We start from the raw sequence: 12,628 nt of genomic DNA on the forward strand, positions 1-12,628 counted from the left end.
TGGTCGACCGCACGCGGCCGGCGGCCGGCACCGCGCCCGCCGGCGCTCAGGGGGAGGTCGCGGCGACGCAGAACTCGTTGCCCTCCGGGTCGGCCATCACGACGTGGTGCCCGTCGACCTCCACCAGGACCTTCCCGCCCGCCGCCACCAACCGCTCGGACTCCGCCCTGATCCGCTCCCAGCGCTCCTCGGGACCGCCGTGGCCCGACACCCGGATGTCGAGGTGCAGCCGGTTCTTCGCCGTCTTGGGCTCGGGGACCTTGAGGATGGAGAGCCCGGGGCCGACGCCGTCCGGGTCGCAGAGCCACGCACCGTCGTCCGCGGAGTCGTCCTCCGGCACGCCCAGGTGCGCGAGCCACTCCTCGCGGGTGGTGAAGGGAGCCGGCGGCGGCTCGTCGACGTACCCCAGCGCCGTCTTCCAGAACTCGGCGAGGAGCCGCGCGTCCGCGCAGTCGAGGGTCAAATCGATGCGAACTGCCATGGCGGGACCGTACTGCGCACCCCCGACAATCACGGCCACTCGGCCTCGTCGGCGGCCTAGGCTGCTCGACGTGCGCGTGTCGCGGCGTTCGGTGCTGCTCGCCGCCCTGGCGGCGGGGGTGCCCGCGTGCGCGCCGGCCGACCCGCCCACGCCCGCCGAGCTCGTCCTCGCCACCGGCCCCGACGGCGCGGTGTTCCGGGAAATCGGCGGCGCGCTCGCCCGCGCGCTGGCCGACCGGTTCCCGGACACCCGCGTGGTCGCCCGCCACACCGCCGCGTCGGTCGAGAACGTCCGGCTCCTCCGGGAAGGCCGGGTCCACCTGGGACTGTCCTCTTTAGACCCCATCGTCGACGTGCCGCTGGGCGACGCCCACCCGGACGGGATCAGCGCCGTCGGCCGGCTCTACGACAGCTTCCTCCAGGTCGTGGTCCCCGCCGGCTCCCCCGTCACCCGGCTGGTCGACCTGGCCGGCCGGCGGGTGTCCTTCGGCCCGCGCGAATCCGGCACCGAGTTCACCGCCACCCGCCTGCTGGACCTGCTCGGCCTCCGCGTCGACGCCCGGCGCATGGCCCACGCCGAAGCCGCCCGGCAGCTCGTCGACGGGTCGATCGAGGCGCTGCTCGCGCTGACCGGCATCCCCACCCCGGCGATCGGCGGCCTGCCCGCGACCTTCCCGATCCGCCTGCTGGACCTGCCCGACGAGGCGGTGCGGCTCGCCGAGACCCACCCCGGTCCGTACGTCCCCGTCACGATCCCCGCCACCACCTACCGCGGGCTCGGGCCGTGCCGGACGTTCGCGGTGCCCAACCTGCTGCTCGCCCGCACGGCGCTCGACGCCTCCGTGGTCGAGGTCGTGACCCGCACCGTGTTCACCGAGTCCGCCCGCATCGCCGCCGGCCACCCCGAGGCCGGCCGGATCAACGTCCGCACCGGCATCGCCACCGGCCTGGTCCCGCTGCACCCCGGCGCGGCGCGGTGGTTCCGCTCGGTGAAGCGCTAGGCGGCCACCGGCGGACGCGCCCCCCGTCACGCGCTGAGCGTGACCACGGCGTCCAGGCCGTGCGGTTCGACGGGCCGCAGGTGCAGTTCACCGCCCGCGCCCGCGACGAGTTCCGCGCAGATCGCCAGGCCGAGCCCGGTGCCGGCGGTGTTCTGGTGCTTCGGCGCGCGCCAGAACCGTCGCACCGCCAGCGCCCGCTCCTCCGCCGACAGGCCCGCGCCGTCGTCGGTCACGTGCAGCTCCACCCAGTCGCCGACCGGGACGCCCCACACCCGGATCGCGGTCGCGCCGGACAGCCGGATCGCGTTGCCGACCAGTTCGTCCAGCACGCCGCCCAGCCCACCGGGCGGCTCCAGCACCCGCAGGCCCGGCGGGACGTCCACGTGCAGCGCGACGTCCCCCGCCAACGCCCGCCAGCCGGGCACGCGGGTGCTCAGCAGCGCGTCCACCTCCACGGGCTCGGCGGCGGACGCGCTGTCCAGGCGGGTGGCCGCGAGCAGCGCGTCCAGCACGCGGCCCATCTCCTCGGCCTCGTCGACGGCGATCCGCCGCGCCTCGCGCCCGGCCTCGTCCGACACGTGCGGAGCGAGGTTGTCCACCGCCAGCCGCAGGCTCGCCAACGGGTTGCGCAGTTGGTGGGAGGCGTCGGACACGAACGCCCGCTGACGGCGCAGCGCACGCCCCACGACGTCGACCATCACGTTGAACGACGCGGCCAGTCTGCGCAGCTCGGGCGGACCGCCGACCTCGTCGGCCCGCGCGTCCCACCGCCCGCCCGCCACCGCCGCCGTCGCCTCGTCCAGCCTGCGCACCGGCCGCAGCACCCACCGCGACATCGGCCACGCCACCGCGACCACGCCCAGCACCGGCACCAGGCCGACCAGCGCGAGCAGGCCCCACTGGCGCAGGACCGCGTGCCGCAGGCCGGTCGTGGGCGAGACCACGACCACGGCGGCGACCACCCCGCTGTCCCGGCCCACCGGTTCCACCACGACCAGGTCGACGTCCTCCCACGGCCAGACCGACTGGTCCGCATCCCCCCGGTAGCCGCTGAACGCCGCGTCGAGGCCCGCCTCGACGTGCGGGTCGGTCAGCGGGAACGGCAGCCGGGAGCTCTCCACGACCGAGCGGTCGGTGCCGACCAGGGCGGCGGCGATGCCGTAGAGGCGGTCGTAGCGGTCGAGCTCCTCGCGCAGGGCGGTGCGCCGCCCGGACGACAGCGCGTTCTCGGCCAGCGAGGCGAACCGGCCCGCGTCGCCCAGCCGGTCCAGGTAGGTCTCCCGGCTCTCCCGCTGCACGACCGCGAACGCGAGCGGCACGCCGAGCGCGGCGACCAGGGCCACCAGCAGCGGCACGATGAGCACGAGCAGTCGGCGGAGCATCACACCTCGTCCGGGATTCGGCCCCGCCATCCTGCCGCGACCAGTCGCCGAAACAGGACCGTCCAGGTGACTGCGACTCGTTCGGGTGAAGTTCGGTTCAACCAACGCAACCACCCGGTGTGACCCACGTCATCCTTAAGGGTCGGAACAACCGACAGTGGAGCAAGAGGGGGATGGTGACAGTGTTTCGTCGAATGGCGTTGATGGTCGCCGCAGTGGTCTCGGCGCTGGCCGTGGTGGCGGTGCCGGCGGCATCGGCCGCGCCGGGCGCGTGCGGCGTCGACTGGGGTTCGCAGCCCAAGCAGGCGTGGCCCACCACCGGGGGGTACCTGACCGACATCAGAGGCGGTCAGCACGAGTGCTACGACCGGTTGGTGCTCGACTTCAGGGGCGACAACGACGGGTACGGCGTGCAGTACGTGGACGAGGTGCACGAAGACGGGTCCGGCAAGCCCGTGCCCCTGCGCGGCGCGGGCAAGTTGCAGGTGGTCGTGTACTCGCCCGCCTACGACTCGAACGGCGACGCCACCTACACCTTCGCCGACCGGACCGAGCTGGTGAACGTGTCCGGGTACGCGACATTCCGGCAGGTGGCGTGGGCGAACTCGTTCGAGGGGATGTCCACGGTCGGCCTCGGCGTGCGGGCGCGACTGCCGTTCCGGGTGTTCACGCTGCCGGGTCGGCTCGTCCTGGACGTCGCCCACCAGTGGTGACGTGACCGTCAGGGGTGGGCCGCCGCCCGGTAGCCCACCCCCCGGACGGTCTCGATGCGGACCGCGTGGCCGACCTTGCCGCGCAGCGCGGCGATGTGCGTGTCCAGGGTGCGCGACGGGGCTTCCCAGTGCGCCTGCCACACCTGGTCGACGATCAGGTCGCGGCTGACCACCGTGCCCGCCCGGCCGACCAGCAGGGCGAGCAGGTCGAATTCCTTGCGGGTCAACGACACCGGCGCACCGCCGACCACCGCCTCCCGGGTCGCCGGGTCCAGGGTGAGCGCACCGAGGGTGAGCCGGTCGCCGTGGTCCTCGGCCGCGCGGGCGGACCGGGTGCGGCGGAGCACCGCCTCGATCCGCGCCAGCAGTTCCGCCGTGCCGAACGGCTTGACCACGTAGTCGTCCGCGCCCGCGCGCAACCCCAGCACGCGGTCGTGCTCCTCGCCGCGCGCGGTCACCGTGATCACGGCCGTGCCGGGCCGGTGGCGCAGCTCGCGCAGCACGTCCAGGCCGTCCCGGTCGGGCAGGCCCAGGTCGAGCAGCACCACGTCGGCGGGCGGCGCGGTCAGCGCGGCGGCGGCCGTGGCCGCGCGGTGCACCTCGTAGCCGGCGTGCCGGAGAGCGGTCAGCAGACCTCGGGCGACCCGGTCGTCGTCCTCCACGACGAGGATGCGCACGACGTGCTACTCATCCGACTTGGCCGCCGGCTCGATGCCCGGGACCTTGGTCGCCTCGGTCTTGACGTCGGTCTTGGACTCGGTTCCGGCGTGGGCCTCGGTCTTGGTGCGGGCCTCGACCTTGGTGTCGGCGTTGGACTCGACCTCGGCCTCGGACGCGTTCCCGTCGTCCGGGTCGGTGCCCGCCACCGCGTCCCCGTCTGCCTCGGCCGCGTCACCGCGCACGATGACCTCGCGACCGCCCTTCTTCGCGGTCAGCACGAGGTAGACGACCGCACCGAGGAACACGACCACCGACGTGACGACGTTGATCCGCAGCCCGTACACCTCGGTCGCCAGGTCGGTCCGCATGATCTCGATCCAGAACCGGCCCGCCGTGTAGCCGGCGACGTACAGCGCGAAGACCCGGCCGTGGCCCAGCCGGAACTTCCGGTCGGCCCATACGATCAGCAGGGCCACGCCCAGGTTCCACAGCAGTTCGTAGAGGAACGTCGGGTGCACGACCATGGTCGGCGTGTGGTCGACCGCGATGCCGGCCAGCTCGTCCTTGAAGCCGGTCGCCGGGTCGATCCGCTGGTAGATCTCCAGCCCCCACGGCAGCGTGGTGGGACCGCCGTAGAGCTCCTGGTTGAAGTAGTTGCCCAGTCGGCCGATGGCCTGCGCGACCACGATGCCGGGCGCGAGCGCGTCGGCCATGGCGGGCAGCGGGATGCCCCGCCGCCGGCACGCGATCCAGGCCCCGACGCCACCCAGCGCGATGGCACCCCAGATGCCGAGGCCGCCGTTCCAGATGGCGAAGGCCTCCCACGGGTTCTTGCCCTCGCCGAAGTACTTGGGCCAGTCCGTCGCGACGTGGTAGATCCGCCCGCCGACCAGGCCGAACGGCACCGCGAACACCGCGATGTCGGTGACCTCGCCCTTCACCCCGCCGCGCGCCACCCACCGCCGCTCGCCCCAGTAGATGGCCACGATGATGCCGGCGATGATGCACAGGGCGTAGGCGCGGAGCGGGATCGGCCCGAGCTGCCACACACCCCGGTCCGGGCTGGGGATCGTCGCGAGGAAAGTCGTCACCACGTTCCCCACCGTAGCCGGTGGCCGAAACCCGCCTACGCGGACAGCTCGATTGTTACCGGGAAGGGCCGGTCGAGCTTGAGCACGCCCGCCTCGCTCCGCGCGACCTCGACGTACTCCCCCGCCGCGAGCTCGAACAACGTAGCGACCGCCACGTCGTCCTTGGGATCCACGACCAGGTAGAACGGCACCCCGGCCTCGGCGTACCGCTGCCGCTTGATCTCGAGGTCCTTGAACCGCGTGCTCGGCGACACCACTTCACCGACCAGCACCAGTTGCCCGGCCGGCACCGTGAGCCCGTACGGGCCCGGTGCGTTCACCGTGAAGTCCGGGATGAACATGCAGTCATCAGCCAGGTGGGTGTTGATCCCGGTGGTCGCCTCCAGACCGGACGGGCACGCGGACTCCAGGGCCATCGCGATCCGGAACAGCAACCGCTGGTGCCGGTACACGCCGAGGGGGCTCACCAGCAGCGACCCGTCGACGACTTCGACCCGTTGCGACATGTCCGGCAGCCTGAGCACGTCGTCCACCGTCCAGGGGCCGTCGTGGCCGAGGACGGGATCCCGGTGCTCGAAGTCGGCCGGTGCCGCCACGGTGCATCACCTCCGGTTACAGCCCGACGCACGCCAGTGTCGCACGCCGGATCGGGAGTCGGCTCGTTCATGGGACCAGCATCCCGACGCCCACCGACAATTCCGGGGCCTGATCAGGGCCCCGGAACCCGGTTCACACGATGGTGTGCACTTCAGGCCGGAGTGGGGACCGCCCGGACGCCTTCGGCGAGCTCCCGCGTCAGTTCCGCCACCGCGTCGTCCCGCACGGCGGACACGAACGCCGACCCGACGATGACCCCGTCCGCGAACGCCGCCAGCTCGGCCGCCTGCGGCCCGGACCGCACGCCCAGGCCCACCGCGACCGGCATCGAGGTGTGCTCCCGCACCCGTGCCACCAGCGCCGGGGCGGCCGTCGACACGACGTCGCGGGCCCCGGTCACCCCCATCACCGACGTCGCGTACAGGAACCCCCGCGACGACCGCGCGGTCAGGTCGATCCGCTCCTCCGTGGAGGACGGCGCGACCAGGAAGATCCGGTCCAGGTCGTGCGCCTCGGCCGCCGCCAGCCACTCCTCGGCCTCGTCCGGCACCAGGTCGGGGGTGATCAGGCCGAGCCCGCCGGCCGCCGCGAGGTCGCGCGCGAACGCGTCCACCCCGTACTTGAGCACCGGGTTCCAGTAGGTCATCACCACGGCCCGGCCGCCGGTCGCCGCCACCGACTCGACCACGCCGAACAGGTCGCGCACCCGGAACCCGCCGCGCAACGCCTCCTCCGAGGCGCGCTGGATGGTCGTCCCGTCCATCACCGGGTCGGAGTACGGCAGGCCGACTTCGACCAGGTCGCACCCGGACTCGACCATGGTCCGCAGGACGTCCCGGGACCCCTGCACCGTGGGGAACCCGGCGGGCAGGTAGCCGATCAGCGCCGCGCGCGACTCCGCCCGGCACGACTCGAACATCCCGGCCAGCCCGCTCATGACTCCACTCCCAGCCCGAACCACTTGATCGCGGTGTCCATGTCCTTGTCGCCCCGACCGGAGAGGTTCACCACGATCAACCCGTCCGGGCCCAGCTCGCGGCCCAGGAGCAGCGCGCCGTACAGCGCGTGCGCCGACTCGATGGCCGGGATGATGCCCTCGGTCCGGGACAGCAGCGCGAACGCCTCCATGGCCTGCGCGTCGGTCACCGGGCGGTACTCGGCGCGGCCGGTGTCCTTGAGGTGCGCGTGCTCCGGGCCGACGCCGGGGTAGTCCAGCCCGGCCGAGATGGAGTGCGCCTCGGTGATCTGGCCGTCCTCGTCCTGCATCACGTACGACATCGCGCCGTGCAGCGACCCGGGCGTGCCCACGGTCAGCGTCGCGCCGTGCCGGTCGGTGTCGATGCCGTCGCCGCCGGGCTCCAGGCCCACCAGCCGGACCGACGGGTCGTCGATGAAGCCGTGGAAGATGCCGATCGCGTTGGACCCGCCGCCCACGCACGCCGCGACCGCGTCGGGCAGCCGGCCCGCCTGCTCCAGGACCTGCGCGCGGGCCTCGATGCCGATCACCCGGTGGAAGTCGCGCACCAGCACGGGGAACGGGTGCGGTCCCGCCGCCGTGCCGAGCAGGTAGTGGGTGTCGTCCACGTTGGCCACCCAGTCGCGGAGGGCCTCGTTGATCGCGTCCTTCAGCGTCCGCGAGCCGGTCTTGACCGGGATGACCTCGGCACCGAGCAGCCGCATCCGGGCCACGTTGAGCGCCTGCCGCTCGGTGTCGACCTCGCCCATGTAGATGACGCAGTCCAGGCCCATCAGCGCGCACGCGGTGGCCGTGGCGACGCCGTGCTGGCCCGCCCCGGTCTCCGCGATGACCCGCTGCTTGCCCATCCGCTTGGTGAGCAGCGCCTGGCCCAGCACGTTGTTGATCTTGTGCGAGCCGGTGTGGTTCAGGTCCTCGCGCTTGAGGAAGATCCGCGCCCCACCGGCGTGCACGGCGAACTTCGACGCCTCGGTGAGCAGCGACGGCCGCCCGGCGTAGTCGCGCAGCAGCCGGAAGAACTCGTCGAGGAACTCCGGGTCGATGCGGGCCTTCTCGTAGAAGGCCGCCAGCTCGTCCACCGCCGCGATGAGCGCTTCCGGCATGTACCGACCACCCCACCGCCCGAAGTGGCCGCGCTCGTCGGGGTCGTGGGGTGTCGGTGCCAACTGACCGCGCGCCATGCGCTGCTCCTTTACCGGCTCGGCCGGGGACACGCGGGGTGCGACCCCGCCGTCACCAGCTTGTTGACCGCGACCTTGGGGTCGCCGCTCGTCACGAGGGACTCGCCGACCAGCACCGCGTCGGCACCCGCCCCCGCGTACGACATCAGGTCACCCGGTCCGGTCACGCCGGACTCGGCGATCTTGATCGTCTCGAAGGGCAGGCCGGGCGCGATCCGCCCGAACACGTCCTTGTCCACTTCCAACGTGTGCAGGTTGCGCGCGTTCACCCCGATCACGCTCGAACCGGCTTCCAGGGCGCGGTCGGCCTCCTCGGCGGTGTGCACCTCGACCAGCGCCGTCATCCCCAGCGACTCGACCCGGTCCAACAGCGACACCAGGGCGTTCTGCTCCAGCGCCGCCACGATCAGCAGCACCAGGTCCGCGCCGTGCAGGCGCGCTTCGTGCACCTGGTACGGGCTCACGATGAAGTCCTTGCGCAGCAACGGGACGTCGACCGCGGCCCGCACCGCGTCGAAGTCCGCCAGCGACCCGCCGAACCGCCGCTGCTCGGTCAGCACGCTGATCGCCCGCGCGCCGCCCAACTCGTACTGCGCGGCCAGTTCCGCGGGCTCCGGGATCTCCGCCAGCGCGCCCTTGGACGGGCTGCGCCGCTTGACCTCCGCGATCACGCCCACGCCCGGCGACCGCAGGATCGCCATCACGTCCAGCGGAGGTGCCACCTTGGCGGCCTTCGCCCTGAGCGCGTCGAAGGGCAGTTCCGCCTCGCGCGCGGCCAAGTCCTCGCGGACGCCTTCGATGATCGACTCCAGGACGGTCATCCGCGCACCTCGCCCGTGTCCGTCAGTCCACCCGTTCCGCTCGCCAGCTCCCGCACGTCATGCTCCCCTTCCCGCCACGAGGATGCTAACCCCGGCCGGGGCCCGGTCCGGCCACCGGGTGGGCCCATTCGCGCAGATGACCAGGGCCCTTCCGGGTCCACGTGCGCGAACGTGCGCCACCCCGGCGTCAGCCGGGCGTCAGCGCCCGGTCAGTCCCGTTCCGTGGGATCGTCGCCGCGCTCCAGCGCGTTCCACAGCTCCCGCTCGGGATCAGCGCCGCGCCGGGCCGCGCCCGGCGTCTGGTAGCCGCCGCCCAGGCGCGGCATCGCCGATCCCCGCACCACCAGGACCGCGCCCGCGCCGAGCACGAGGACCCCGCCCAGCAGGGCCGCGCCCCGACCGGGGAGCGCGCCGGCATCCGCCACCGCGAGCCACACCGCCGCACCGCCGGCCGCGAGCACGACGACGCCCAGCGCGCGCCGCGCCCAGCCGCCCAACGCCACCACGGCGGCGATCGCGGCCAGGCACAGCAGGGCCAGCGGCGGCAGGGCGGGCACCACGTCCTCGCCCCTTCGGTCCGCCGAAGCGTCCCAGACCAGCTTCGAGGACCCCCACAGCGCCGCCGCCCCGGCCAGGAGCAGCAGCACCGCGATCCACAGTGGACGCCGTGCGACGCCGGTCGGCGCGCCGTCAGACACGGGCCGGGTCCACCGCCGGGGCCATGGTCTGCGCGGTCGCGATCGCCGAGAGGACCGCGCCGGCCTTGTTCAGGCACTCGTTGTCCTCGGCCACCGGGTCCGAGTCGGCCACGATCCCGCCGCCCGCCTGCACGTACGCCACGCCGTCGCGGACCAGCGCGGTCCGGATCGCGATCGCGGTGTCCGCGTCGCCCGCGAAGTCCAGGTAGCCCACCACGCCGCCGTACAGGCCGCGCCGGGTCGGCTCCAGCTCCTCGATGAGCTCCATCGCGCGCGGCTTCGGCGCGCCGGACAGCGTCCCGGCCGGGAAGCACGCCGCGACCGCGTCGAACGCCGTGCGCCCCTCGGCCAGCTCGCCGCTGACCGTGGACACGATGTGCATCACGTGGCTGTACCGCTCGACCTTGAAGAAGTCGACCACGGTCACCGAGCCCGGCTTGCACACCCGGCCCAGGTCGTTGCGGCCCAGGTCGACCAGCATCAGGTGCTCGGCGCGCTCCTTGTGGTCGGCGAGCAGGTCCTTCTCCAGGAGGGCGTCCTCCTCCTCGTCCACGCCCCGCCAGCGGGTGCCCGCGATCGGGTGCGTGGTCGCCTTGCCGTCGCGCACCGTGACCAGCGACTCCGGGCTGCACCCGACGATGTCGAAGTCGTCCAGCCGCAGCAGGTACATGTACGGGCTGGGGTTGGACGTGCGCAGCACCCGGTAGATGTCCAGCGCGTCGGCCGTGGTGCGCATCTCGAACCGCTGCGAGAGCACGACCTGGAACGCCTCGCCCGCGCGGATGGCCTCCTTGGCGCGCTCCACGACCGCGTGGTGCTCCTGCTGGGAGCGCCGGCGGGTGAACTCGGGCTTGGGCCGGGAGAACACCGCGACGGTGGGCGGCGCGGCGCTCTGGAGGTCCTCGGTCATCCGGTCCAGCCGGGCCACCGCGTCGTCGTAGGCGGCGTCGACGCCGGCCGCCGAGTCGTCCCAGTTGATCGCGTTCGCGATGAGCGTGACGGTGCCCTCGTGGTGGTCCAGCGCGGCCAGGTCGGTGGCCAGCAGCATCACCAGCTCGGGGACCTTCAGGTCGTCCTCGGCCAGGGTGGGCAGCTTCTCCAGCCGGCGCACCGCGTCGTAGCCGATGTAGCCGACCATGCCGCCGGTCAGCGGGGGCAGGCCGGGCAGCGGGTCGGTGCGCAGCACCTCGATCGTCTCGCGCAGCGCGACCAGCGGGTCGCCGCCCTCGGGCAGGCCCACCGGGTGCGGGCCGAGCCAGTACGCCTCGCCACCGGTCGCGGTGAGCGCGCCCGCGCTCCGCGCGCCGACGAACGACCAGCGCGACCACGAGCGCCCATTCTCGGCCGACTCGAACAGGAACGTGCCGGGCCGGTCGGCCGCGAGCTTGCGGTAGAGCCCCACGGGGGTCTCCGCGTCCGCGAGCAGCCTGCGCACCACCGGGATGACCCGCCGCTGCGCGGCGAGTTCGCGGAACTCCTCGCGCGTCGGGCTGACCTCGCCCAGACCCGCACCTGCACCGATGACGCTCACCATGCCGTCATTGTGCCGTGTCCCCCTATACCGCTCCCGGCACGGCCTCCCGGGCGCGCCGGCCACGGGTCCCCGCACCCGGCGTCCGCCGGTGCCGGACCGCGACACCCTTTCAACGCACGTTGGAAAAAGGTCCGGCGTGACCCATCATGGAGAAGTGGACGAAGGCACGCAGCAGACCGAGCCGAAACGCCGTGGCCGCAGGTCAGGCGGGGAGGACACCAAGGCCGCACTGCTGGCCGCGGCCCGCGAGACGTTCGTCGAGCGCGGCTACGAGGGCGCGACCGTGCGCTCCATCGCGGCCCGCGCCGGGGTCGACGCGGCGATGGTGAACCACTGGTTCGGCGGCAAGGAGGGCCTCTTCGCCAAGGCCGTCCTCCAGGTCCCGATCGACCCGATCACCCTCGTCGAACGGCTGCTCGCGGGTCCGCCCGAGGAGATCGGCGAACGGATCGTGCGCAACTTCCTCGGCGTCTGGGACGCCACCGGCGGCGGCCACTTCGCCGCGCTGATGCGCAGCGTCACGTCGCACGACCGGGTCGCCGAGGTGCTCCGCGAGTTCTTCGTGCACCACCTGCTGCGCCGCGTCCTGGCCGGCGTCGACGTCACCGACCGCCCCGAGCTGCGCGCCACGCTGGCCGCGAGCCAGATCTTCGGCATGGGCGTCGTGCGCTACGTGGTCCGGTTCGAACCGCTGACGAGCGCCGACGTGGACACCGTGGTCAAGGCCGTCGCGCCGACCATCCAGCGCTACCTCACCGGCGACATCGACTGAGCCGGGTGCCTACTCGGCGGCGAGCAGCACCGTCGCGTCGAAGCACGTCCGGTCCCCGGTGTGGCAAGCCCCGTCCACCTGGTCGACCACCAGCAGTAGCGCGTCCCCGTCGCAGTCCAGCCGCACCTCGTGCACGTACTGGGTGTGCCCGGAGGTCTCGCCCTTGACCCACAACCGCCGGCGGCTGCGCGAGTAGTACGTGGCGCGGCGCGTGGTCAGCGTGCGGTGCAACGCCTCGTCGTCCATCCACGCGACCATCAGCACCTCGTTGGTGCCCCGCCGCTGCGCCACCGCGCACACCAGCCCGTCCGGGTTGCGCTTGAGCCGGGCGGCGATCGTCGGGTCCAGCGCGCCGGTCACCGCTCGCCTCCGAAGTGCAGTCGGGACGGCCGCGTGTTCAGCAGCACGACGCCGAAGACGTGCAGGGCGGACAGCACGCCGGAGAGCACCCGCACCCAGACCGGCCCGTCGCCGAGCACGGCCAGCAGGTGGATCAGGCCGATCAGCGCGTAGAGCACCGCGCCCGCCGGCCGGACCAGCCGCAGACCGGCCAGCAGACCGCCCGCGACCAGCAGTTCCAGCACCAAAACGATGATCGGGAACTTGATCCACGCCGGGTCGCCGTCGCCCTGCCAGCGGACCAGCCCCTCCACCACGAACAGCAGACCGCCGACCGCACCTATCAGGACGGCCAGCCGCACCTCGACGGGTGAACCACGCAT

At 73.2% G+C, this 12,628-nt stretch carries 15 protein-coding genes; 3 read left to right on the forward strand and 12 right to left on the reverse strand.

Annotated elements, in window-relative coordinates; translation table 11 throughout:
• Window positions 1-46: 46 nt before the first annotated feature.
• On the reverse strand, window positions 47-481 hold the full coding sequence (locus AB0G01_RS13095; RefSeq protein ID WP_360943796.1) for a VOC family protein: 435 nt from the start codon (window positions 479-481) through the stop codon (window positions 47-49).
• 70 nt (window positions 482-551) lie between these two features.
• On the opposite strand from AB0G01_RS13095, the gene AB0G01_RS13100 reads away from it, so the two are divergent.
• Complete coding sequence (locus tag AB0G01_RS13100) at window positions 552-1,481, forward strand: TAXI family TRAP transporter solute-binding subunit (RefSeq protein ID WP_360943799.1); 930 nt, start codon at window positions 552-554, stop codon at window positions 1,479-1,481.
• A 26-nt stretch (window positions 1,482-1,507) separates the two neighbouring features.
• Here the strand turns inward: AB0G01_RS13100 and AB0G01_RS13105 are convergent, their stop codons facing one another.
• Window positions 1,508-2,863 (reverse strand): HAMP domain-containing sensor histidine kinase, encoded by a 1,356-nt coding sequence (locus tag AB0G01_RS13105; RefSeq protein ID WP_360943802.1) that lies wholly within the window; start codon window positions 2,861-2,863, stop codon window positions 1,508-1,510.
• 203 nt (window positions 2,864-3,066) lie between these two features.
• Between AB0G01_RS13105 and AB0G01_RS13110 the strand changes: the two genes are divergently transcribed.
• A complete protein-coding gene (locus AB0G01_RS13110) occupies window positions 3,067-3,576 on the forward strand; it encodes a hypothetical protein (RefSeq protein WP_360943805.1) in 510 nt (169 codons plus the stop codon).
• 8 nt (window positions 3,577-3,584) lie between these two features.
• Here the strand turns inward: AB0G01_RS13110 and AB0G01_RS13115 are convergent, their stop codons facing one another.
• The 8 genes from AB0G01_RS13115 to AB0G01_RS13150 all read right to left on the reverse strand — a co-directional run bounded on the left by AB0G01_RS13115 (window position 3,585) and on the right by AB0G01_RS13150 (window position 11,134).
• Window positions 3,585-4,253: a response regulator transcription factor gene (locus AB0G01_RS13115; protein WP_360943808.1), complete on the reverse strand. Its 669-nt coding sequence runs from the start codon at window positions 4,251-4,253 to the stop codon at window positions 3,585-3,587.
• 6 nt (window positions 4,254-4,259) lie between these two features.
• Window positions 4,260-5,327: a prolipoprotein diacylglyceryl transferase gene (gene lgt / locus AB0G01_RS13120; protein WP_360945220.1), complete on the reverse strand. Its 1,068-nt coding sequence runs from the start codon at window positions 5,325-5,327 to the stop codon at window positions 4,260-4,262.
• A 35-nt stretch (window positions 5,328-5,362) separates the two neighbouring features.
• Window positions 5,363-5,923, reverse strand: coding sequence for a Uma2 family endonuclease (locus tag AB0G01_RS13125; RefSeq protein WP_360943811.1), 561 nt, complete (start codon window positions 5,921-5,923; stop codon window positions 5,363-5,365).
• A gap of 152 nt (window positions 5,924-6,075) precedes the next feature.
• The gene (gene trpA, locus AB0G01_RS13130; RefSeq protein ID WP_360943814.1) at window positions 6,076-6,861 is read right to left on the reverse strand and encodes a tryptophan synthase subunit alpha; all 786 of its coding nucleotides are present in this window, start codon (window positions 6,859-6,861) and stop codon (window positions 6,076-6,078) included.
• Window positions 6,858-8,081, reverse strand: coding sequence for a tryptophan synthase subunit beta (gene trpB / locus AB0G01_RS13135; protein ID WP_360943817.1), 1,224 nt, complete (start codon window positions 8,079-8,081; stop codon window positions 6,858-6,860). The genes trpA and trpB overlap by 4 nt, the downstream gene beginning before the upstream one ends.
• A gap of 11 nt (window positions 8,082-8,092) precedes the next feature.
• On the reverse strand, window positions 8,093-8,902 hold the full coding sequence (gene trpC, locus AB0G01_RS13140) for an indole-3-glycerol phosphate synthase TrpC (protein ID WP_360943820.1): 810 nt from the start codon (window positions 8,900-8,902) through the stop codon (window positions 8,093-8,095).
• Window positions 8,903-9,111: 209 nt separating this feature from the next.
• Window positions 9,112-9,600, reverse strand: a complete 489-nt coding sequence (locus AB0G01_RS13145; RefSeq protein ID WP_360943823.1) for a Trp biosynthesis-associated membrane protein — start codon at window positions 9,598-9,600, stop codon at window positions 9,112-9,114.
• Window positions 9,593-11,134 carry an anthranilate synthase component I gene (locus tag AB0G01_RS13150; protein WP_360943826.1) on the reverse strand — a complete coding sequence of 514 codons (1,542 nt, stop codon included), beginning with the start codon at window positions 11,132-11,134 and terminating at the stop codon, window positions 9,593-9,595. The genes AB0G01_RS13145 and AB0G01_RS13150 overlap by 8 nt, the downstream gene beginning before the upstream one ends.
• 154 nt (window positions 11,135-11,288) lie before the next feature.
• Here AB0G01_RS13150 and AB0G01_RS13155 point away from each other — a divergent pair, with 154 nt between their 5' ends.
• Window positions 11,289-11,906, forward strand: a complete 618-nt coding sequence (locus AB0G01_RS13155; RefSeq protein WP_360943829.1) for a TetR family transcriptional regulator — start codon at window positions 11,289-11,291, stop codon at window positions 11,904-11,906.
• A 9-nt stretch (window positions 11,907-11,915) separates the two neighbouring features.
• Here AB0G01_RS13155 and hisI read toward each other — a convergent pair whose 3' ends face one another.
• Together hisI and AB0G01_RS13165 are read right to left on the reverse strand one after the other, a co-directional pair.
• Window positions 11,916-12,266 carry a phosphoribosyl-AMP cyclohydrolase gene (hisI, locus tag AB0G01_RS13160; protein WP_360943832.1) on the reverse strand — a complete coding sequence of 117 codons (351 nt, stop codon included), beginning with the start codon at window positions 12,264-12,266 and terminating at the stop codon, window positions 11,916-11,918.
• Window positions 12,263-12,628, reverse strand: coding sequence for a hypothetical protein (locus AB0G01_RS13165; protein ID WP_360943835.1), 366 nt, complete (start codon window positions 12,626-12,628; stop codon window positions 12,263-12,265). The genes hisI and AB0G01_RS13165 overlap by 4 nt, the downstream gene beginning before the upstream one ends.

Origin of the sequence: Actinosynnema sp. NPDC023587 (genome assembly GCF_040640215.1) — a bacterium.
In the GTDB taxonomy this organism is placed as follows: domain Bacteria; phylum Actinomycetota; class Actinomycetes; order Mycobacteriales; family Pseudonocardiaceae; genus Actinosynnema.